Origin of the sequence: Microbacterium sp. MYb64 (assembly GCF_002979495.1) — a bacterium.
Lineage (GTDB): Bacteria > Actinomycetota > Actinomycetes > Actinomycetales > Microbacteriaceae > Microbacterium > Microbacterium azadirachtae_A.
This window is the reverse complement of the sequence record NZ_PCOW01000008.1, coordinates 13932-35409: the sequence shown is the minus strand read 5'-3', so window position 1 is coordinate 35409 and position 21478 is coordinate 13932. Positions and strand designations below refer to the sequence as shown.

Here is a 21478-nt window from a genome sequence, read left to right as displayed (position 1 = left end):
TGGAGCGACGATGCTCGATCTGCGGCAGCTCAGGGCCCTGCGCACGGTGGCCGACGAAGGCTCGGTCCTGCGCGCGGCGACCGCGTTGCAGTGGAGCCAGCCCACGGTGACCCATCACCTCCGCGGCCTCGAGCGCGAGCTCGGCGCGGCGGTCGTCACGAGCGGATCCGGAGGCACCCGCCTCACGGCTGTCGGCGAGGCGATGCTCCCGCACGCCATCGCGATCCTGGACCGCGCGGAGCGGGCCGTCGACGAAGTCCGTGACCTGCTCGCCTCCGAGCGGCGTCGGATCGCGATCGGCGTGTTCCCCTCGGCCGGGGCGCGGCTGCTGCCGCAGGTCGTGCGCGCGCTGCAGGGGGCCGGCTTCGAGCCGCTCGTCTCCGAGGCGGAGCTCGACCCGCTGATGGCGGCGGTCGTGGGCCTCCGCCTCGACGCCGCGATCGTGTACGACGCCCCGGGGCGGCCGACGATCCTGCCGCCGGGATTCCGGATGATCCCCGTCCGGCAGGAGCACCTCGCGGTGATCGTGCCGCCGGCGCATCCTCTCGCCGGGCGCACCGGCGTCCCCCTCGCTGACCTCCGCGACGAGGGCTGGATCGCCGGTGCGACCGAGGCCGATCCGGTCGATGCGGCCCTCGCCCGCGCCGCGGAGGAGGCGGGCTTCACCCCGCGGATCGCGATGCGCAGCGACGACTACGCCGTGGTCGCGGCGTACGTCGCCGCCGAGTTCGGTGTCGCCCTGGTGCCGGAGCTGGCGCTGCCGGCGCATCTGGACGCCGTGGCCACCGTCGAGATCGCCGACGCCGTGTTCGAGCGGCGGATCTTCCTGGTCACGGCGCCGACCGTGAGCGCGGCAGCGCGGCGGGCGCTCGAGGGGGCACTGCGCGCGCCTGCGGGCGGGTAATCCCCGGTCGACGTCGCTTGCAACCTCTCCGGAGCCGGAGCAGGGTGGAGCCAGGGGGGAGATCCCCGCGCGGCCGGAGAGGGATACATCGAGACATGGCAGTGCTGAAGGCGTTGCGACGACAGCCCGTGATCCCCCTCGCGCTCCTGACGCTCGTCGCGGTCCTCGCGCTGAGCGCGGCAGGTCAGGGCCTGATCGCCCGATGGATCGCGACGATCGTCGTCGGCGGCTTCGTGCTGGGCACGCTCATCCAGATGATCCGGGAGATGCTGCGCGGCCGGTTCGGGCTGGACGTGCTCGCGATCGTCGCCATGGTCGCGACCCTCGCGGTCGGCGAGTACGTCGCCTCCCTCATCATCGTGCTCATGCTCTCCGGGGGCGAGGCCCTCGAGGACTTCGCCGCGCGCCGGGCCAAGCGCGAGCTGACCGCGCTGCTCGAGCGCTCGCCGCAGACCGCTCACGTCGTCACGACCGAGGGGGAGGGCAACGGCGAACTCGTCAGGGACGTGCCCGTCGACGAGGTGGGGATCGGCGACGTGCTGCTGATCCGCCCCTCCGAGATCGTGCCCGTGGACTGCGAGCTCCTGACCGAGGAGGTCTCCTTCGACGAGTCCTCGCTCACGGGCGAGAGCCTGCCCGTGACGCGCACCGCGGGGGAGACCGTGCTCTCCGGCGCCGTCAACGGCACCCACGTCGCGCGGGCGAGAGCCCTGCGGCGCAGTGCCGACAGCCAGTACCAGCAGATCCTCGCGCTCGTGCGGCAGGCGCAGGACTCGCGCGCCCCCGTCGTGCGGTTGGCCGACCGGTTCGCGATCCCGTTCACCGCGGTCTCGCTCCTGCTCGGCGGCCTCGCCTGGGCGCTCTCGGGCGAGGCGGTGAGGTTCGCCGAGGTGCTGGTGCTCGCGACGCCGTGCCCGCTGCTGATCGCGGCGCCCGTCGCGTTCCTCGGCGGCCTGTCGCGATCGGCGAAGGACGGGATCGTGCTCAAGGGCGGCGCGGTCATCGAGACGCTCTCGCGGGTGCGCTCTGCCGCGTTCGACAAGACGGGCACGCTCACCCGCGGCAGGCCCGCCCTGGTGGACATCCGGCCCGCGGCCGGGTTCACGGCGGAGGAGGTGCTGGGACTCGCCGCATCGGCGGAGCAGTACTCCTCGCACGCCCTCGCGGCGGGGATCCGTGCGGCGGCACGCGACCGCGGCCTCGCGCCCGAGACCGCGGAGGACGCGAGCGAGGTCGCGACGAACGGCGTGATGGCGCGCATCGGCGGCCGGACGGTGGTCGTGGGCAAGCCCGCGTACATCGCCTCCCTCGTGCCGGAGTTCGCGCGCACCGACCTCGTGGCGGGGCAGGCGGCGGCCTACGTCGCGATCGACGGGCGTCACGCCGGCGCGCTGGTGCTGGCCGATGCTCCGCGTCCCGAGTCGCCGAGCGTCGTCGCCTGGCTCCGCGATCACGGCGTGGGACAGATCGTGATGCTGACCGGCGACACCGCCGCGACGGCGGATCCGATCGCTGCGCAGGTGGGCATCGCCGAGGTGCACGCCGAACTCCTTCCGGACGACAAGGTGCGGCTCGCCCGCGACCTGCGTCCGCGCCCGCTCATGATGGTCGGCGACGGCGTGAACGACGCCCCGGTGCTCGCCGCATCCGACGTGGGGATCGCGATGGGCGCGAAGGGCGCGACCGCCGCCGGCGAGGCCGCCGACGCCGTGATCCTCGTCGACTCCCTGGCGAAGGTCGCGCACGCGGTGGAGATCGGCCGGCACACCGTGCGGGTCGCGCTCACCGCGATCTGGATCGGCATCGGGCTGAGCGTCGCGCTCATGATCGTGGCGATGACCGGGGTGATCCCCGCGGTCGTGGGCGCCCTCGTGCAGGAGCTCGTGGATCTCGCCACGATCCTGTACGCGCTGCGGGCGCTGCGCGGCCCGCTGACCCCGGAGCGCGCCTTCGCGGCGGAGGCCCCGGAGGAGGCGGCGGCGGAAGGGCGTCCTGCGATACGCGGCTGAGCGCCCAGCGAGGCCTGCCCCCGCCTTTCGCTCATCGCAGCACGGGCCCATGTCGAGAACCGCGCTTCGGCTCCGACCACAGGGCATGACTCGCACAGACGGAGAAGTGACGGAAGGCGCACGGCCGGCGGCAGGGGCGCGCACGCGTGCGGGCTCGCCCGCCGGACCCAAGGAGTGGCTGGGGCTCGCGGTGCTCGCGGCCGCGGCCCTGATGACCGCGATCGACACCTCGGTGGTGCTGCTGGCCCTGCCCAGCATCGGGCGGGAACTGCACGCGGATGCGGTGCAGCAGCTCTGGATCGTGGACGGATACGGCTTCGTCTTCGCGGGGCTGCTCATCGCGTTCGGCGGACTGGCCGACCACCTCGGCCGGCGGCGCATGGCGATGCTCGGCGCGACGGTCTTCGGCCTCGCGTCGCTGGCGGCGGCCTTCGCCCTCTCGCCCGAGATGCTGATCGCCGCGAGGGCCGTCATGGGGATCGGTGCCGCAGCGCTCGCTCCGTCGCTCTACGGCCTGCTGACCGGGCTCTTCCCCGAATCGGGGCAGCGGGCGATCGCGATCGGCGTCTTCATGACCTGCCTCATGGGCGGGATGATCATCGGACCGGTGGTCGGCGGGATCGCGCTGAGCCTCTGGTGGTGGGGCGCGGTGTTCCTCATCGCCGTGCCGGTCATGGCGCTCGTGCTGGTGGTCTTCCCGCTGCTCGTCGCGGACGCATCGACGGCGCACCCGCACCGCACCGGGCGCGGTGTCGATGCGGTCAGCGTGCCGCTGTCCCTGCTGGCCGTGCTGCCGATCGTCTTCGGCATCAAGGAGGCGGCCCGCTCCGGCGATGCCGTCCTCGCGATCGCGAGCGTGATCGTCGGGGTGGTCTTCCTCGTGGTGTTCCTGCGGCGTCAGCGCGCCCTCTCCCGCGGCGCGGGGCATGCGCCCCTGCTCGACCTCGCGATGTTCCGCCGCCGCGGGGTGTGCGTGGTGCTCATCGCGATGCTGCTCATGACGATGCTCACCGGTCCGCTGATGATGCTCGACACCCAGTACTTCCAGGCGGTCGCCGGGGCGGATCCGCTCGCGGCCGGCCTCCTCACCGTCCCGCCGGCCCTGACCGGCGCCGCGGGCTTCCTCACGATGCCGCTGCTCGCGAAGCGGATCCGACCTGGCCTGCTCATCGCCGCCGGCCTCGCGCTCCCCGCCGCCGGGCTCGTGCTCATGGCGCAGATCACGCCGGGAACGGGACCCTCGCCTCTCGTCGTCGGCTTCAGCGTGGTCAGTTTCGGCACGTCGGCCCTTCCGACGCTCGGCACGAACGCGATCCTCGGCAGCGTGCCCGCCGAGCAGGCGTCGTCCGCCGCGTCCACGCAGGAGGCGAGCGGCCAATTCGGCTACGCGCTCGGCATCGCCGTGGTCGGCAGCCTGACGACCGCCGTGTACCGCCTCCTCGTCGCGGGCGCGCCGGGGCTGGACGCCGCCGACCGCCACGCCGTGTCGGCCGGGATCGACGCCGCCCTCGGCGTCGCGGATCCTGCGGCGCGCGCCGTCGCGGGCGCGGCCTTCACCTCGTCGCTGCAGGTCGCAGCCCTCGTCGCCGCCATCGCCATGCTCGCGCTCGCCGGGGTCACCGCCGCGCGACTCCGGCACATTCCGGCGTTCGGCGCGCAGAATGATGTCGAGAACTGAGCATCGGCTCCGACCACATATCGAGGCGGACATCGGGTCCCCCGACGAATCGAAGGAGAACGACCATGAAGTACATGATCCTCATGCAGGTGCGGCAGGACGTGCTGGATGCGCTCACCGCCGAGCAGATGCAGGCGATCGGCGAGGGGCACCAGGCGTTCATCGACACGATCACCGCCTCGGGCGAGATGCTCGGCACCGTCGCCCTCGCCGACCCCAGCCAGTCGAAGGTCGTGCGCGCCGCGGGCGGCTCGCCCGAGGTGGTCGACGGGCCGTTCGCCGAGACCAAGGAGTTCATGGGCGGGTACTACCTGATCGAGGTCGAGTCCGAGGAGCGCGCCGTCGAGCTCGCCCGCCAGATCCCGGATGCGGCGATCGACGGTCTCGCGCTGGAGGTCCGCCCCGTGATGTTCTCGGCCGGGACCGACGTGTGACCGATCGCGGTTTCGAGGACCTGTGGCGCAGCAACGCGCCGCAGGTCCTCGCCGCGCTGCTGCGCCGCTACGGCGCAGCCCAGCTCGACCTGTGCGAGGACGCGGTGCAGGAGGCGCTCCTCGCCGCGCACCAGCAGTGGCCGACCGAGGGCGCTCCTGCGGATGCGAAGGGCTGGCTGCTGACGGTCGCCCGACGCCGCATGATCGACCGGATCCGCAGCGAGCACCAGCGCCGCGAGCGCGAGCACGCCTACGCCGACGCCTGGCGTCCCCTCGCCGAGGCGGAGGCGGCGCACGCGGACGACAGCGTCGAGGTGCTCCGACTGTGCTGCCATCCCGCGCTCACTATGCCGGCGCAGGTGGCGCTCACGCTGCGTGCGGTCGCCGGCCTCTCGACCGCGCAGATCGCCCGCGCGCACCTGCTGCCCGAGGCGACGATCGCCCAGCGGATCAGCAGGGCGAAGGCGCGGATCCGCGCCGCCGGGGCGGTCTTCCCCGAGCCGTCCGACCCCGACGACCGCCTGGATCCGGTGCTCGCCGTGCTCTACGTCATGTTCACCGAGGGGCACACGGCCAGCGAAGGCGCCGACGTCAACGACGTGCGGCTCAGCGACGAGGCGATCCGCCTGGCCCGGATGCTGCGCCGCGAACGCCCGGACGACGTCGAGGTCGCTGGCCTGCTCGCGCTCATGCTGCTCACCGATGCGCGCCGGACCGCGCGCACCGGCGCTCACGGCGAGCTGATCCCGCTCGACGAGCAGGACCGCCTGCGGTGGGACAGGGACAGGATCGTCGAGGGCACGGAGATCCTCGACGCCGCGCTCGCCGCCGGCCGCCACGGCCCCTATGCGATCCAGGCCGCGATCGCGGCGCTGCACGACGACGCGCCCAGCACCGAGACGACGGATTGGCCGCAGATCCTGGCCCTGTACCGCCTGCTCGAGCTCGAGACCGGCAACCCCGTCGCGACGATCAACCGCGCCGTCGCGCAGGCGATGGTGCACGGTGCCGAGTCGGGGCTGGCCGTGATCGACGGGATCGCGGATCCACGGGTGCGCGGCGACCGGCGTCGCATCGCGTCCGTGCGCGCGCATCTGCTGGAACGCGCAGGGCGCACGACCGAGGCGATCGAGGAATACCTGGACGCGGCGCGTGCGACGCTCTCGATCCCGGAGCGCGACTATCTGCGCGCCCGCGCGGCCCGGCTGCGCGGCTGAGCCCCGATATTCCGTCGCCTCTGGCGGCCCGTCCCGGCGAGTGGAACACTGAGGCATGGCGAACGACTGACCCGCAGGGACGCGGGCCCGTCGCGGGCGGAAAGGTCATCATCATGGCTGTCGTCGGCAATCTCGGTCGATCCTCGCGTGCGGAGTCCCGCGGACTGCTCGCGCGGCATCCGCTCACCTCCTACTTCGTGATCGCCTATCTCTTCTCCTGGCTGATCGAGGTGCCGGTCGCACTGTCCGCCCAGGGCATGCTGCCCGCCCTGCCGAAGCCCATGATCGCGCTCGCGGTGGTGGCTGCGACGTTCGGGCCGACCGTCGGCGCCTTCGTCATGACGGGCGTGACCGAGGGAGGCGAGGGAGTCGTCCGCCTGCTGCGCCGGTACGTGCACTGGCGCGTCGGGATCGTCTGGTACCTGTTCCTGCTCGTCGGCGTGCCGATCATCATCGTTCTCGGCACGATCGTCGTGCCGGGCGCGCTGTCGGCGTTCCAGCCCATCGTGGGGCCGCTGCTCGCCGCGTACCCGCTGGCTTTCCTGATGACGTTCCTCCTCGGCGGCCCGCTGGGCGAGGAGCCCGGCTGGCGAGGATTCGCGCTGCCGCGGCTGCAGGAGCGCCACGGTCCGCTGGTCGGCAGCGTCATCCTCGGCCTGCTGTGGGCGTTCTGGCACTTCCCGCTCTTCTGGAGCGGGGTCTGGACCCCGCCCACCGCGGGGAACATGGTGATGTTCGTCGTGATGATCACGGCGCTGACCATTATGATGACCTGGGTCTTCAACCACGCGGCGGGCAGCCTGCTGATCACGATGCTGATGCACGCCTCGTTCAACACCTTCGCGAACAAGGTGGGGGCGCCGCTGTTCCCGGCGCCGATCTTCAACGACTACGGGCTGCTTCCGGTTCTGATCGGCTTCACGGTGACGGCCGTCGTGCTGATCGTCGTCACCCGAGGTCGCCTCGGCCTGCCGAAGGGTGCCAGATCCCCTGGTCTGGCTACGCCCTCGGCTGCGCCCGTGCCCGCGCCGTCGACCTGATCGGAACGACGCGAGGGGGCGATCGTCAGCCGACCCGCTGCGGATCGATCATGGTCATGCCCGCCACGGTCGCGCGGTCAAAAGCGGGCAGCAGCGCCGCCGCCTCCTCGAGCCCGATCGTGCGCTCGATGAGACGCTGCGGCTCCAGGCGCCCCTCGGCGATCAGGTCCATCATCGCGGGGTAGTCGGCGGCCGCCATCCCGTGGCTGCCGAGCAGGTCGAGCTCCCAGCCGATCACCCGCTCCATCGGCACGCGGGGATGCCCGTCGATCGGTGGGAGCAGGCCGATCTGCACGTGCCTGCCGCGTCGGCGGAGCCCCAGGATCGCGTCGGCGAGGGTCTGCTCGCTGCCGACGGCGTCGACGGAGACGTGGCTGCCCCCGCCGGTCAGCGCGGCGACGGCGGCCGGGATGTCGGTTCCGTCGGCGAGGAGCGTATGCGCCGCGCCGACCTCCCTCGCCACCGCGAGCGCCTCCGGGTTGCGGTCCACCGCGATCACCCTGGCGCCGCGCGCCTTCGCGATCATGACGGCGCTGAGGCCGACGCCGCCTGCGCCGATCACGGTGACCCACTCGTCCTCGCGCACCTGGGCGCGTCCGACGAGTGCCCGGAACGCGGTCGCGAAGCGGCAGCCGAGACTCGCCGCCGTGGCGAAGTCCACCTCGTCGGGGAGCGCGACGAGGTTCACATCCGCGGCGTGCAGGGCGACGACCTCGGCGAAGGATCCCCAGTGCGTGAAGCCCGGCTGCTGCTGGTCGGGGCAGACCTGCGCATCCCCGGAGAGACACCACTCGCAGCGCCCGCAGCCGCAGACGAACGGCACCGTCACGCGATCTCCGACCTGCCAGCGGGTCACCTGCGGCCCCACGGCGGCGATGATCCCGGCGAGCTCGTGTCCCGGCACATGCGGGAACGCGATGTTGTCATGTCCTGCCCAGGCGTGCCAGTCGCTCCGGCACATGCCCGTCGCCTTCACCTGCACCAGCACCCCGTCGGCAGGGAGCCCGGGCTCAGGAACCTCGCGCACCTCGGGCTGGGCACGGACCGCATCGAAGACCACTGCACGCATGGCCTCATCCTGCCAGGCGCCCGTGTCCTCGTCACAGCTTGTTCACGCGAGGTGCGCGCGACGAAACGGATCCGAAACATTGCGCGCGTCGAGGCGAAACGCGCGAGTGACAGTCTGACCTCACCCGACGCTGCAGGAGCGTCCTGACAGAGAGGAGCGGACCTCATGGATCAGGGAAACACCGCCTTCGTTTTGATCTGCGCGGCCCTCGTGCTGCTTATGACCCCCGGCCTCGCGTTCTTCTACGGAGGCCTCGTCAAGGCCAAGAGCGTGATCAGCATGATGATGCTGAGCTTCGGCGCGATCGGCCTGATCGGCGTGCTGTGGGTGATCTACGGCTACGCGATCGCCTTCCCCGGCAACCACGGCACCGTCGCACCATGGACGATCGACTGGTCCTCGATCGGGCTGTCGAATCTGCTCGAGGTACCGAAGGACGCCGCCTACCCGCCGCTCGCGTTCGTCGCGTTCCAGGCCACGTTCGCGATCATCACGGTCGCGCTCATCTCCGGTGCGATCGCCGACCGCGCGAAGTTCGGATCCTGGATGATCTTCGCCGGCATCTGGGCGACGGTCGTCTACTTCCCCGTCGCGAGCTGGGTGTTCAACTTCGGCCTGAACAAGGACGGCAGCTTCGCCTACGGCGGCTGGGTCACGCACGGCCTGCAGGACCTGCTCGGCGTCGGCGCGATCGACTTCGCCGGCGGCACCGCGGTGCACATCAATGCGGGCGCCGCGGCCCTCGCCCTCGCCCTCGTGCTCGGAAAGCGCCTCGGGTTCCAGAAGGGCGCGGACGTTCCGCACAACCCGCCGTTCGTGCTGCTCGGTGCGGGGCTGCTGTGGTTCGGCTGGTTCGGCTTCAACGCCGGTTCGGAGCTGGCCGCCGACGGCACCGCCGCGGTCGCATTCGTGAACACGATCGCCGCTCCCGCAGCGGCGCTGCTGAGCTGGCTGGTGATGGAGAAGATCCGCAACGGCAAGCCGACCTCGGTCGGAGCGGCGTCCGGTGCGGTCGCCGGTCTGGTGGCGATCACCCCGGCCTGCGCCTCGCTGACCCCGATCTGGGCGGTCGTGCTGGGCCTGCTCGCCGGCGCCGTCTGCCAGCTGGCCATCGATCTGAAGTTCAAGCTCGGCTTCGACGACTCCCTCGACGTGGTCGGCATCCACCTCGTCGGCGGCATCATCGGGACGCTGTACCTCGGCATCTTCGCGAACGGCACGGGCCTGATCTACAGCGGCAACTTCGCACAGCTCGCGGCGCAGGCGCTCGCGGCCGGCGCGGTGCTGGTGTACTCCTTCGTCCTCGCCTATGCGATCGGCTTCGTGATCGAGAAGACCCTCGGCTTCCGGGTCAAGGACGAGGACGAGATCGCCGGGCTCGACACCGTGGTGCACGGCGAAGAGGGCTATGTCCTCACCGGCGCACGGGCCTGAGCCGATGAACCCCGTCTCCCTCGCGGCGAGCACCGCCCCGGCCGAACTCCTGCAGCTGCGGAGTCTGCCGAGGCGCGGTCTCGCCGCGGGAGGCGGGCACGTGCGCGAGATCTGCGGACGGCGCGGCGCGAACGGCGAACTGCACTGGACCCTGCAACTGGTCGAGCTGCGGGGGCCGGCGGGCATCCTGCACCTGGCTCACGAGGCGACGCATGTGCTCGCCGGGATCGGCGGGCCGCAGGTCGAGGTCGGACCGGGGGCGTCGGTGGGACTGCGGAAGGAGCGGGTGCTGCGTCACACTGACCCTCTTCTGGAGCTGCGCAGGCCACGGCTCCGCGCCGCGGAGCTGAGCCGGGTCCTCGTCCTGTCCACGGTGACCGCGCGGGCGCGACCGGCGCTCGTCTTCGCGGATCTGCACGGAGCATCGATCCTGCCCGACGGAGTGCGCGCGATCGTCGTGCGTTCTGGGCGGGTGAGCACGGGCGGCAGCACGGCAGCGGCGATGGAGGCGCTGGTGCTGCCGTCCGCGATGACGGGCGACGGCGTGGTCGCCCCTGGACCCGGGATCGTCGCCGATGACGCCCGGGTCCTCATGGTCGTCGGCTGATCTCGCGCGGGGGCGTCAGCCGCCCAGCGCGGCGATGACTGCGAGGTGGTCGCTGGCGCCGGCCGATGCGGTCCGCCCTGAGGCGGAGGGGTAACCGCGCTGGAACACGTGGTCGATCCGGACCGCCGGGAACGATGCGGGCCAGGTGAACGACGGCCCGATCCCGCCGAAGCGCACTTCGCCCAGTGCTCCGGCGATCGGGGAGAGGGCCGGATCCGTCGACACCGCGTTGAAGTCGCCGAGGGCGATCACGCGAGCGCTCTTGTCGTCGCGGATCCGCTCGCCCAGTGCGGAGAGCATGCCGTCCCGAGCGCTCTGCGCACCCGGGCGCAGCGAGGCGGCGTGCACCACGTACACGCTCACGGCGCCGCCGGGGGCGTCGACCTCGACGCGCAGCGCGCGCTTCCAGCCGAGTCCGAGATCGAGGGCCTCCTCATCGAGGATCGGGTAGCGGCTCCACACCCCGACCGTGCCCACGCGGTAGGCGTGCGGGTAGGAGTCGGCGAGCTCGTCCGCGATCGCCGACCCGGAGTCGGCGTCGAGCTCCGTGAACGCGAGGATCCCCGCCCCGCCGTCGGCGAGGGTGCGGGCGGACGCGGCTCCGGTGCCGGATCCCGCCTCGACGTTCTGCGTCGCGATCAGCAGCCCGTGGTCCCCGGCGGACGGATCTCCCTGCCACGGCACCGGGAGGAACCCCCACAGCGCCATGGTCCAGGCGACCAGGGGCACCGCGGTGATCCACGCCGTGCGCGGCCGGATCAGCAGGGCGGCGACGACGAGCGGGACGAGGGCGAATCCCAGCCAGGGCAGGACTACGGCGATCCCGGTCCCGATCAGGCCGGGGATCCCGCCGAGCAGGACGATCACGGTGAGCGCGGCGGTGATCAGCAGGATCGCGATCACGGCGCCCCGACGAGGCGTCGCGCGTCGCGCCCTGACCTGCTCTCTCGTCGCCTGGCTCACGGATCAATCCTCCCGGTCCGGGTCTGGGGAACCGCTGACGGTCCGGCCAGGGCTCTGTCGGTCCGGCCCGGCACAATGGAGCGGAGCCGATCGCCGAAGGGAGCGTCATGGATCCGTTCTGGGACCCGGGCAGCCGCCGACGCCGGCAGCAGCCCGTGGCCGCGGTGCATCCTGCCGAGGATGCCCCCGCCCCCGGCCGCACCTGGCCTGCGAGCATTCCCGCCGTCGCGCAGGTGCTGCGGGAGGGCATCGATCTCGACCCCGGCGTGACGTTCCTCGTCGGTGAGAACGGCAGCGGCAAGTCGACGCTGGTCGAGGGCATCGCGATCGCCTACGGACTCTCGCCGGAGGGCGGATCCCGCCAGGCCAGGCACAGCACGCGGCCGACCGAGTCCCCGCTGTCGGACTGGCTCCGCATCCAGCGCGGCGTGGGCGCGAACCGGTGGGGGTTCTTCCTGCGCGCCGAGACGATGCACTCGTTCTACACGTACCTCGAGGAGAACCCCTCGCCAGGACCGGAGCCGCTCTTCCACGAGATGAGCCACGGCGAATCCTTCCTCGCACTGCTCGAATCGCGGTTCGACGACCCAGGCTTCTACTGCCTCGACGAGCCGGAGGCGGCGCTCTCGTTCTCCTCGACGCTGAGCCTCATCGCGGTGCTGCGCCGGATCGCCGAGGAAGGCGGGCAGGTGCTCTGCGCGACCCACTCGCCGGTGCTCGCGGCGCTGCCCGGCGCGAAGATCCTCGAGGTCGGGGAGTGGGGGCTCCGCCCGGCGGTCTGGGAGGATCTGGAGCTCGTGCGGCACTGGCGGTCGTTCCTCGACGAGCCGGGGCGCTACACCCGGCACCTCCTGGACTGAGGCGGGAGCGGAGCCGCGGCCCGGGCCGCGCTGGGTCAGTGCACGTATGCGAGCTTGTCCGGGTTGCACACCTGACGGAGCCCGTGGATCAACCCGTCGGCGCCGAACTCGAGGGCGAGCACATCGGTGCGGCCGGAGCGCAGGAACGCGATCGCCGGTTCTCCGTTGACCTCGAGCCGCTGCACGGAGAACGGCAGCGCGGGGTCGGCGGTCGCCTTCTGCAGCACGCCCACGAGGAAGCGCCGCACACGGTCGGCGCCGAAGATCGGGTTGCGCGCGGCGCTGACCTTGCCGCCCCCGTCGTTCCACAGGATCGCGTCGTCGGAGAGCAGAGCGAGAACGCCCGAGATGTCACCGTGCTCGACGGCCGCGAGCAGAGCGCCGAGCGCAGCCGGATCCGCCGCGCGCGTGACGGAGGGATCGTCGGCGAGCCGCAGTCGGCGCTCGCCGCGGGAGACGAGCTGCCGCACGGCAGCGGGCGACTTCTCCAGGATCGGCGCGATCTCGACGGCCGACATCCCGAACGCGCGGTGCAGCACGATGGCAGCTCGCGCCTCGGGTGCGAGCTGCTCCGCCATGTGCAGCAGCGCGAGCGAGAGCAGCTCGCGATCGGCCACCGCGTCCTCGGGCAGCCGCGAGGTCGCGACGGGCTCCGGCAGCCACGGGCCGATGTAGTCCTCGCGCATCGCGGCGAGTGCGCGCACGCGGTCGATCGAGCGGCGCACGCACACGGTCGTCATCCACGCGGGCCAGGAGCGCACGCGCCCCGCCGCGGAGGGTCCGTCCCCGCGGGATTCGTCCTGATCGGGGCGTTCGGCGCGCTCCCGCTGCAGGGCCTCGATCGCGACCTCGGACACGATGTCCTCGGCGTGACCGTAGTCGCCGAGCATCCGGTACGCGATGCCGATGAGGCGCCCCCGCTCCGCCTGCCACGCACGGGTGGCAGGGGAGACGAGGGTCATGGGCCCACGGTACCGCCCGGGGTCGGACACCGCTCAGACGATCGGGTGCTTGTCGTCGATCGGCGGCGCCATCTCTGTGGCGATCGCGATGCGGTTCCACACGTTGATCGTGCAGATGGCCATCACGAGCCCGCCGAGCTCTCCGTCGTCGAAGTGCTGCGCAGCGGCGTTCCAGATCTCGTCCGTCACGGTCTCGGGGCCGAGCTGAGTGACCGCGTCGGTCAGGGCGAGCGCCGCGAGCTCGCGTGCATCGAAGAAGCCCTTCGCGTGCTGCCACGCGCCGACCGCGTGCAGCGTGCGCTGCGGGATCCCGCGCTTGGCGCCCTCGGTCGCGTGCATGTCGACGCAGAAGCCGCATCCGTTCAGGATCGAGGCGCGCAGCTTGATGAGCTCGTACAGCCGCGGCTCCACGCTCTTGCGGGAGTACGCCTCCATCCCGAGCACCGCGGCGTAGCCGAGCTTGTTGGTGCGGGCCATGTCGATCCTGGTCATCGTCGTTCCTTCCGTGGCCGGGCCCGCGGGTCTCGCGGGCACTCGTGCGGCTCTCATCAGGACTGTCGGATCCGGGGGGCGAAGTGTGACAGGGGTGCCGGCACGGGCGTGTCCGACCCCCGGCGTACGATCGCGGCATGACCTACTCCGGCTCGATCGCCACTCCGGTGGGCGTGATCGCCGTGCACAGCGACGGGATCGCGATCACCCGGGTGACCTGGCCGCGCGTGGGGCGGTCCGTGGCGCCGGTTCCGGGAGAGAGCCAGGACGCCGAGCGGGATCCGCTGCTCGCCGAGGCGCTCGCACAGCTGGGCGCGTACTTCGCGGGGGAGCGGGCGGGCTTCTACCTGCCCTTCGACCTCGGCCCGCAGTCCGACGTCACCAACGCGGTGCTCCACGCGCTCTACGACACGGTCGGCCACGGTCAGACCGTCACCTATGGCGAGCTCGCGGAGCGCAGCGGCACGACGGTGCCCGCGCGGGCGATCGGATCCATCATGGGCGCCAACCCCATCCCGATCATCGTGCCGTGCCACCGCGTGGTCGCGAGCGACGGGCTCGGCGGCTATTCCGGGGGAGCACCCGGCGAGGGCCTGCTCACCAAGCGCTGGCTGCTCGAGCACGAGGGAGCCCTGCCGACCGCGCTGTTCTGAACAGCGCTGCAACGACGCGGCGACGACGCGGGGCCTGTGGATAACTCTTCCTCTTGTCGAAGATATGTTCTATACTTGAGGGCATGGACAAGCCGCTCGATCACTATCTCCGCCGCAGTGCGGAGATCGTGGCGGAGTGCGCGGAGCTGGGGCGTGAGGTCGCGCGGATGCAGGCGCGACAGGCGGCCCTGGCACACGAGAGGGTCGCGCTGCTGCTCGAGGAGGTCCCGACCGGATCCGCGGGATTCGACCAGGCGGAGCGCTCGATGATCTCCGAGGTCGCGGCGGGGCTGCATCTGTCGCGCTACGCCGCAGCGAAGATGCTCGCGACCGGCCACGTTCTGCACGAGCGGTTCCCGAGAGCCCGCGCCGCTCTGGAAGCGGGAGACGTGTCCCTCGCCCACGCGGAGGTCGTCATCGAAGCGGCTGCCGACATCCCCCACGACGACACCTCGGCGCTCGCCGAGTACGAAGCGCAGGTCGTGCCGTTCGCTGCGGCCGAGTCCCGCGCGCGCACGAAGGCCTTCGCCGAGTCCGTGGCCGCTGCCGTGGCTCCGATCGCGCTGACTGATGCGCACCGGCGAGCGCACGACGACCGCGCGGTGACCGTGACGGACGACGGTGCGGGACAGGCCACGATGCATGCGAGTGGTCCCGCGGCGCTCATCCATGCGGCATACGACCTGCTCACGCAGGAGGCCCGGACGATCCTCGACGCGGCCAAGCAGGCGCGTCGTGAGTCGGGCGACGAGGACCGCACCGGCGGCGGGCAGCGGCTGGATCAGGTGCGGTTCGACCGCTTCCTGCTGAAGGTCCTCACCGGCCGGATCGCCGATGACGCCGACATCATCACGGGCATCCGCGCGACATCACGGGCATCCGCGCGACGGTGCAGGTCACGGTCGCCGAGTCCACGCTCCTCGGTCGGGATGACCGCATGGCAGAGCTGGACGGGCGCGGCCCCATGGATCCGGACCTCGCCCGCCGGCTCGCCGTCGCGGCGTTCAGCTGGGAGCGACTCGAGCTCGACGCGCAGGGCAGGGTCGTCCGCACCAGCCCGTACCGGATCCCGGAAGCCACGAGGCGACAGCTTCGCGCCCGGGATCGCACATGCCGATTCCCCGGCTGCCGCCAGCCCGCTCGACGAAGTCAGATCGACCACAATCACGATTTCGCCCGAGGCGGTCCCACCGACCCCTGCAACCTCGCATGCCTCTGCGAGACCCACCACGCCCTGAAGCATCCGGACGTGGACCCCCGCTGGCGCTGGACCGCCGAGCAGCGGGCGGGTGGCGTCATCGTCTGGACCACTCCCGCGGGCGTCGATCACATCGACGCGCCGCCGCCCCGGGTGATGTTCGTGGAGGCGGACTCCGTCGAACCCCGCGCCGCGGCCTGAATCCTTTCGGCGGGCAGGCCCGAACCACTACTGCGCGACGAAGAACGGGATCGCGCCGGTCAGGATCCCGACCGCGAGCATCACGAGCGAGACCACGAGCGCACGCCACAGCACCTTGCGGTGATGATCGCCGAGGTTCACGCTCGCGAGCGAGACCAGGAGCAGGATCGCCGGCACCAGGGGGCTCTGCAGGTGGACGGGCTGGCCGGTGATCGAAGCGCGGGCCATCTCGACCGGAGCGATGCCGAAGTGCGCGGCGCTCTCGGACAGGACCGGCAGGATGCCGAAGTAGAACGCGTCGTTCGACATCAGGAACGTGAACGGGATCGACAGCACGCCCGTGATCGGCGCGAGGAACGGGCCGAGCTGCGGCGGCAGCACCGTGGTGATCCAGTTCGCCATCGCATCGACCATGCCCGTACCGCTCAGCACGCCGACGAGCACACCCGCGGCGATCACCATGGAGACGACCCCGACGATGCTCGGCGCGTGCGCGACGATCTCGGAGGCCTGGTCCTTGAGCTTGCGGAAGTTCACGAGCAGCGCCACCGCGGCGCCGACCATGAACACGTACGGCAGCGGCATGATGTCGATCACGAGCAGCACCATCACGGCGATCGTGAGAGCGAGGTTGAACCAGATCAGTCGCGGGCGCAGCGTGGGCCGGTTCGGGTCGAGCATGGTGTCAGCCATCGCGGTGTCGGCCGGGTCGACCCCGGCGGCGGCGACCGGTCCGTGACCGTGCGCGACCGTGACGATGTTGCCCGTGCGCAGCGAAGCGCGAGCGCCGGGCTTGGCGTCGGCGCCGCGGAAGATCGCGGGGATCGCCGCGAGCAGCCCGCCCTCGGCGGTGCCGGTCAGACGGCTCTCGTCGAGCGCGCCGAGACGGCGCCGCTCCTGCAGGCCGAGCATCCAGGCGAACCCGAGCGCGACGAGCAGGCCGACCCCGAGCGAGGGCAGCATCGGCACGAACACGTCGGTGGGCTGCAGGCTCAGCGCGGTCGCGGCGCGCACGGTGGGGCCGCCCCAGGGCACGATGTTGAGCGTGCCGTTCATGAGGCCGGCCACGCACGTGAGCACCACGGGGTTCATACCGAGGCGCAGGTAGATCGGCAGCATCGCCGAGGTGGTGATGATGAACGTCGTGGATCCGTCGCCGTCCAGCGACACCGCGCCGGCCAGCAGTGCGGTGCCCACGACGACCTTGGCCGGATCGTCGCCCAGCACGCGGGTGATCACGCGGATCAGCGGGTCGAACAGGCCGACGTCGATCATGATGCCGAAGAACATGATCGCGAACATCAGCAGGGCGGCGGTCGGCGCCATCTTGCCGATCGCGTCGAGGATCATGTCGCCGAGACCCAGCCCCGCGCCGGCGAAGAGGCCGAACGCGGTGGGGACCAGGATCAGCGCGACCATCGGAGTGAGGCGCTTGGTCATGATCAGCGTCATGAACACGAGCACCATCACGAAGCCGAGGATCACCAGAACCCATTCCGGCGGCGCGAAAGCGATGTCGTACGAGGGCTTGTCCTCGGCCGCTGCGAGCAGACCGGTGAGCACCGTGGGCATGAGCTGACTCCTTCGTCATCCGCCTGTCGTCATCGACGGACCTCGCCGACATTAGGGGTGACGCGCGCGTCCGCCCCGGTAAGTCGCATTCCCCGCGTTGTGCGCGTAGCGTGACTTCTGCGCATATTGCTCAAGGAGGACGGATGCCCGTGACGCGTCGAGTGCGGTTCGCGACGCGGACCCTCCTCCTGCAGCTCGCGACAGTCGTGCTCGTGGTCGCGCTGTGCACCGGGGTCTACCTCTTCCTGGCCGTGCAGCAGCTCCGTGCCGAGGCCGAGTCCTCCGCGCTGGGGATCGCGCGCACGCTGGCGGAGGATCCGGAGGTCCGCGCGGAGGTCGCCCGCGCCTCGGCAGAGCCGGGCACGCCACCGGCCGCCGAACTGCAGACCGGTGTGCTGCAGCGCACCGCGACCGCGATCGCTTCGCGCACCGGAGCACTCTTCGTCGTGATCACCGACGACCAAGGGATCCGTCTCGCGCATCCCGATCCGGATCGTCTCGGGCAGGAGGTGAGCACCCCGTATCAGGACGTGCTCGCCGGGCACGAGGTCGTCGAATGGGAGATCGGCACCCTGGGCGACTCGGCGCGGGCGAAGGTGCCGGTGCGGGACGACGGAGGTACGCCGGTCGGGGAGGTCAGCGTCGGCTTCGCGCGCGCGGGAGTGTTCGACGACCTGCCGCCGCTGCTCGCCGTGATCGGCATCGCCGCCGCGGGATCGCTGCTGCTGGCGGGCATCGCCGCGCTCCTGCTGCGCCGCCGCTGGGAGCGGCTCACCCTCGGCGTGCAGCCCGAGGAGCTGGTCGCGCTCGTGCAGAACCAGACCGCCGTGCTGGACGGCGTGGACGACGGGGTGCTCGCGGTCGACCAAGGCGGCATCGTGCGGGTCTGCAACGCCGCCGCCGAGCGCCTGCTCGGAGTGCGCGACCTCGTCGGCGTGCCGCTGGACCGGACCGGCCTTCCCGACGCGGTGCGCGACGCGGCCTCCGGGGCACGGGCGCTCTCCGAGGTCGTGCTCGGGGAGCGGGTGCTCTACCTCGACACGCGTCCGGTCGAACGCGAAGGGCGCGCGCTCGGCACCGTCGCCGTGATCCGCGATCGCACCGAGCTCATCGCGCTCTCGGAGCGGCTGGAGAGCGTGCGCACGATGACCGCGGCCCTGCGCGTGCAGCGCCACGAGTTCGCCAACCGGATCCATGTCGCTGCCGGGCTCATCGACGCGGAGCGCGTGCAGGACGCCAGGGAGTTCCTCGCCGAGCTCATGCAACGCGGGTCCGTGGACTTCCCGATCGCGGGGCGGGAGCGGCTGAGCGATCCGTTCCTGCAGTCGTTCCTGGGGGCCAAGGCGCTCGAGGCGTCCGAGCGCGGCGTGACGCTGCGGATCGCGGAGGACACGCACCTGCGCGGTGCCGTGGTCGCGGCTGAGGACGTCGCAGCGGTGCTCGGCAATCTCGTCGACAACGCCGTGACCGCGGCCGTCGCGGGAGATGTGCCGCGCTGGGTCGAGGTCGCCGTGCTCGACGACGATGACGCCCTCGTCGTCACGGTCGCGGATTCCGGGGCGGGACTCGATGCGGCGCCCGATGAACCGGACTTCGATAGGCCCGACGCCGCGGGACCCTCGGATGATGCCGGCGCGGTGCACGGCCACGGGCTGGGTCTGCCCCTGTCCCGGGAGATCGCCCGTCGCGGAGGCGGCGATCTGTGGATCATCGACCGCGGCGGCGACGCCCACGGGGCGGTCTTCGCAGCCCGCCTCGACGGCGCGGTCGCGCCCGTCGGAGAGCCCGGCCGCGCGGATCCCGGCGAACGCGGTCCCGCAGGCAGCCGACCCGAGAAGCGAGCAGGGAACCGACCCGAGACGCGAGCAGGGAACCGACCGGAGAAGGAAGAGCGCAGATGACGGATCCGATCCGCACCCTCGTACTGGACGACGACTTCCGGGTCGGTCGCCTGCATCAGGCCATCGTCGACGACCGTCCCGGCTTCGTCGCGCTGGAGCCCGTGCGCACGATCGCGGAGGCCAGGGCGGCCGTCCGCGATCTCGCGCCGGACCTGCTCGTCGCCGACGTCTATCTGCCCGACGGCGACGGGATCGGACTCGTCCGCGAGGCCGGCGTGGATGCGATCGTCGTCTCGGCGGCCGACGATCCGGCGACCGTGCGGCGTGCGCTGCGCTCGGGCGCGCACGCCTACCTGATCAAGCCGTTCGAGCAGCGCGCCCTCGTCGGCGCCCTCGATCGCTACGCGCGATTCCGCAACCTGCTCTCGGGCGATCGCGCCCTGCCGCAGAAGGACCTCGATCGCGCGCTCGCCATCCTGCACGGATCCGGAGAGGCCGCATCGCCCTCGCGGTCCGCGACCGAACAGGTCGTGCTGGCCGCGCTGGGCGAGGACGAGGCCTCGGCCGCCGAGATCGGCGAGCGCGTGGGGATCTCCCGCGCCACCGCGCAACGGCACCTGGCCGCTCTCGCCGAACGGGAGGCCGTCGAGGTGCGGCTCCGCTACGGCGCCACAGGCCGTCCGGAGCATCGCTACACGCGGCGGGCGTGACAGTGCGGGCGGTCAGTGCGAGCGTGACAGCTCGGGCGGGCTTCAGCCCCGGCCGAAGAGCGCGCCGCCGTTGACCTGGATGATCTGCCCCGTGGTCCAGCCGCCCTCCGGCCCGGCGAGATAGGCGACGGCGCCGGCGACCTCGTCCGGCGTTCCCGCGCGGTTCATCGGCACCTGCGCGAGCCGCGACGACACGATGTCCGGCGTTCGCCGTCCGTCCCAGAATCCGGTGTCGGGCACGTACCCCGGCGCGACCGCGTTGACCGTCACGCCCTCGCCGGCCAGCTCTGCCGCGAGCCCCATCATCCAGCCGTGGATCGCGGCCTTGGCCGCACCGTAGCCGTTCGCGCCGCGGAGCGCCGCGATCGAGCTGATCGAGATGATCCGGCCGCCCGGCCGCGTGATGCGGGGGAGCAGCGCCTCGGTCAGCAGGACCGCGGTGAGCACGTTCAGGCGCATGTTGGCCTCGTAGTTGGCGGCGATGCCGGCGAGGCCCTCGCCGCGATCCAGCACGTTGCCGCCGGCGTTGTTCAGCAGCACGTCGACGTCGCCGGCGATCTCGCCCACGGCGCGTTCGACGGCGTCCGGATCCTGCAGGTCCGCGACGATCGTCTGCACGCGGGCGTCCGGGGTCCGGGTGCGGATCCGGTCGGCGGCCTCCTGCAGGACCGCCTCGCGGCGGCCGAGGAGCACGAGGTCGAAGCCGTCCCGCGCGAGACGCAGCGCCGAGGCGAGTCCGATCCCGGTTCCGCCGCCGCTGATGACGGCCTGCGGACGGGATCCTGCGGAAGACGGGTGCGGAGTGGTCATGCAGCCAGCCTAGGAGCTGGTGCACGCGCGGGGGAGGCCCGGTAGCGTTGCGCCCGTGACCTCATCCCCCGCGACCGGCTGGCGGCCGTGGGCCGGCGCCGCCCTCGTGATGCTCGCGTGGTGGGTCACGACCTACGGGTTCGGCTCGATTCCGATGCCCGCCCTGCAGCCGGGATGGTTCCCGCACCTGGGGGTCGTGCTCACCAACGGGCTCAGCCTCGCGGTCTCGCTCGCAGTGGCGCTGCTGCTGCGGCGAGCGGGATGGTGGGAGCGACGGCCGATCCGGGATCTTGCCGGCTGGCGCGCCGGCCGCGTCGAGTCGCTCGGCTGGCTGCTGCCGGTGCTGGCGATCCAGCTCTCCTACATCTGGATCGGGAAGACCGGTGTGCCGGGCCTCGCCGGCACCGCGGGGATCATGCTGAGCACGGCCGCGGGAATGCTGGCCGTCGGGATCTCCGAGGAGACCGCGGCGCGCGGGCTCGCGCTCGGCGCGGTGATGCGCCGTCATCCCTGGGCCGGCGTCTTCGCCACGGCGCTCGTGTTCGGGCTCTGGCATGTCGGCAACGGCCTGTTCTTCGGCAAGACCTGGGATGAGACCTGGTGGCAGGTGCTCAGCGCGACGACGTTCGGCGTGTGCTTCGCGGGGGCGAGGCTGCTGATCGGATCCGTCTGGGCGCTCGCGTTCCTGCACGGGCTCGGAGACTGGACGCAGTTCCTCTCCCCTGGTGCCGCGCCGGTCTGGTACCAGATCGCGGTCATGGCGTTCGAGCTGGTCTGGGGGATCGTGCTCACCGCGGTCGCGATCCGCCGCGGTTAGCATGGCC

21 protein-coding genes are annotated in these 21478 nt (G+C 71.9%); 15 read left to right on the top strand and 6 right to left on the bottom strand.

Translation table 11 applies throughout. The annotated features are described in order from the left end of the window. The first annotated feature begins 10 nt into the window (after window positions 1-10). From CQ044_RS09235 to CQ044_RS09210, 6 genes are all read left to right on the top strand, one after another. Window positions 11-904 (top strand): LysR family transcriptional regulator, encoded by an 894-nt coding sequence (locus CQ044_RS09235; RefSeq protein WP_181158256.1) that lies wholly within the window; start codon window positions 11-13, stop codon window positions 902-904. Between the two features lie 95 nt (window positions 905-999). Further along, on the top strand, window positions 1000-2913 hold the full coding sequence (locus CQ044_RS09230) for a heavy metal translocating P-type ATPase (protein ID WP_105688202.1): 1914 nt from the start codon (window positions 1000-1002) through the stop codon (window positions 2911-2913). Between the two features lie 85 nt (window positions 2914-2998). Next, a complete protein-coding gene (locus CQ044_RS09225; protein ID WP_219844946.1) occupies window positions 2999-4591 on the top strand; it encodes an MFS transporter in 1593 nt (530 codons plus the stop codon). A 65-nt stretch (window positions 4592-4656) separates the two neighbouring features. After that, complete coding sequence (locus tag CQ044_RS09220; RefSeq protein WP_045272800.1) at window positions 4657-5025, top strand: YciI family protein; 369 nt, start codon at window positions 4657-4659, stop codon at window positions 5023-5025. Beyond that, window positions 5022-6242, top strand: a complete 1221-nt coding sequence (locus CQ044_RS09215; RefSeq protein WP_105688200.1) for an RNA polymerase sigma factor — start codon at window positions 5022-5024, stop codon at window positions 6240-6242. Before CQ044_RS09220 ends, CQ044_RS09215 begins: the two co-directional genes overlap by 4 nt. 113 nt (window positions 6243-6355) lie before the next feature. After that, window positions 6356-7282: a CPBP family intramembrane glutamic endopeptidase gene (locus tag CQ044_RS09210; RefSeq protein ID WP_105688199.1), complete on the top strand. Its 927-nt coding sequence runs from the start codon at window positions 6356-6358 to the stop codon at window positions 7280-7282. Window positions 7283-7307: 25 nt separating this feature from the next. Here CQ044_RS09210 and CQ044_RS09205 read toward each other — a convergent pair whose 3' ends face one another. Further along, a complete protein-coding gene (locus tag CQ044_RS09205) occupies window positions 7308-8351 on the bottom strand; it encodes a zinc-dependent alcohol dehydrogenase family protein (protein ID WP_105688198.1) in 1044 nt (347 codons plus the stop codon). A gap of 165 nt (window positions 8352-8516) precedes the next feature. On the opposite strand from CQ044_RS09205, the gene CQ044_RS09200 reads away from it, so the two are divergent. Both CQ044_RS09200 and CQ044_RS09195 read left to right on the top strand, forming a co-directional pair. Then, the gene (locus CQ044_RS09200; protein WP_045272803.1) at window positions 8517-9785 is read left to right on the top strand and encodes an ammonium transporter; all 1269 of its coding nucleotides are present in this window, start codon (window positions 8517-8519) and stop codon (window positions 9783-9785) included. A gap of 4 nt (window positions 9786-9789) precedes the next feature. Next, complete coding sequence (locus CQ044_RS09195; RefSeq protein WP_146116771.1) at window positions 9790-10392, top strand: hypothetical protein; 603 nt, start codon at window positions 9790-9792, stop codon at window positions 10390-10392. A gap of 15 nt (window positions 10393-10407) precedes the next feature. Here CQ044_RS09195 and CQ044_RS09190 read toward each other — a convergent pair whose 3' ends face one another. Further along, on the bottom strand, window positions 10408-11355 hold the full coding sequence (locus tag CQ044_RS09190) for an endonuclease/exonuclease/phosphatase family protein (RefSeq protein WP_105688196.1): 948 nt from the start codon (window positions 11353-11355) through the stop codon (window positions 10408-10410). A gap of 107 nt (window positions 11356-11462) precedes the next feature. On the opposite strand from CQ044_RS09190, the gene CQ044_RS09185 reads away from it, so the two are divergent. Continuing rightward, complete coding sequence (locus CQ044_RS09185) at window positions 11463-12215, top strand: AAA family ATPase (RefSeq protein ID WP_105688195.1); 753 nt, start codon at window positions 11463-11465, stop codon at window positions 12213-12215. Window positions 12216-12250: 35 nt separating this feature from the next. Here CQ044_RS09185 and CQ044_RS09180 read toward each other — a convergent pair whose 3' ends face one another. Further along, a complete protein-coding gene (locus tag CQ044_RS09180) occupies window positions 12251-13177 on the bottom strand; it encodes a sigma-70 family RNA polymerase sigma factor (protein ID WP_105688194.1) in 927 nt (308 codons plus the stop codon). 33 nt (window positions 13178-13210) lie between these two features. Then, window positions 13211-13669 carry a carboxymuconolactone decarboxylase family protein gene (locus tag CQ044_RS09175; protein WP_105688193.1) on the bottom strand — a complete coding sequence of 153 codons (459 nt, stop codon included), beginning with the start codon at window positions 13667-13669 and terminating at the stop codon, window positions 13211-13213. 137 nt (window positions 13670-13806) lie between these two features. Between CQ044_RS09175 and CQ044_RS09170 the strand changes: the two genes are divergently transcribed. The 3 genes from CQ044_RS09170 (at window position 13807) to CQ044_RS19555 (ending at window position 15721) form a co-directional block, all read left to right on the top strand. Further along, window positions 13807-14322 (top strand): methylated-DNA--[protein]-cysteine S-methyltransferase, encoded by a 516-nt coding sequence (locus CQ044_RS09170; protein WP_105688192.1) that lies wholly within the window; start codon window positions 13807-13809, stop codon window positions 14320-14322. Between the two features lie 83 nt (window positions 14323-14405). Continuing rightward, complete coding sequence (locus CQ044_RS09165) at window positions 14406-15560, top strand: DUF222 domain-containing protein (protein WP_105688191.1); 1155 nt, start codon at window positions 14406-14408, stop codon at window positions 15558-15560. 11 nt (window positions 15561-15571) lie between these two features. Beyond that, window positions 15572-15721, top strand: a complete 150-nt coding sequence (locus CQ044_RS19555) for a hypothetical protein (protein WP_181158254.1) — start codon at window positions 15572-15574, stop codon at window positions 15719-15721. A 27-nt stretch (window positions 15722-15748) separates the two neighbouring features. On the opposite strand, the gene CQ044_RS09160 is transcribed toward CQ044_RS19555, so the two are convergent. After that, window positions 15749-17293, bottom strand: coding sequence for a CitMHS family transporter (locus CQ044_RS09160; RefSeq protein WP_105688190.1), 1545 nt, complete (start codon window positions 17291-17293; stop codon window positions 15749-15751). A gap of 143 nt (window positions 17294-17436) precedes the next feature. On the opposite strand from CQ044_RS09160, the gene CQ044_RS09155 reads away from it, so the two are divergent. Together CQ044_RS09155 and CQ044_RS09150 are read left to right on the top strand one after the other, a co-directional pair. Beyond that, window positions 17437-19194 (top strand): sensor histidine kinase, encoded by a 1758-nt coding sequence (locus tag CQ044_RS09155; RefSeq protein WP_105688189.1) that lies wholly within the window; start codon window positions 17437-17439, stop codon window positions 19192-19194. After that, window positions 19191-19844, top strand: a complete 654-nt coding sequence (locus tag CQ044_RS09150; protein WP_105688188.1) for a response regulator — start codon at window positions 19191-19193, stop codon at window positions 19842-19844. The genes CQ044_RS09155 and CQ044_RS09150 overlap by 4 nt, the downstream gene beginning before the upstream one ends. Window positions 19845-19886: 42 nt before the next feature. Here the strand turns inward: CQ044_RS09150 and CQ044_RS09145 are convergent, their stop codons facing one another. After that, window positions 19887-20654: an SDR family NAD(P)-dependent oxidoreductase gene (locus CQ044_RS09145; protein WP_105688187.1), complete on the bottom strand. Its 768-nt coding sequence runs from the start codon at window positions 20652-20654 to the stop codon at window positions 19887-19889. A 55-nt stretch (window positions 20655-20709) separates the two neighbouring features. Between CQ044_RS09145 and CQ044_RS09140 the strand changes: the two genes are divergently transcribed. After that, window positions 20710-21471: a CPBP family intramembrane glutamic endopeptidase gene (locus CQ044_RS09140; protein ID WP_105688186.1), complete on the top strand. Its 762-nt coding sequence runs from the start codon at window positions 20710-20712 to the stop codon at window positions 21469-21471. Window positions 21472-21478: the final 7 nt, after the last annotated feature.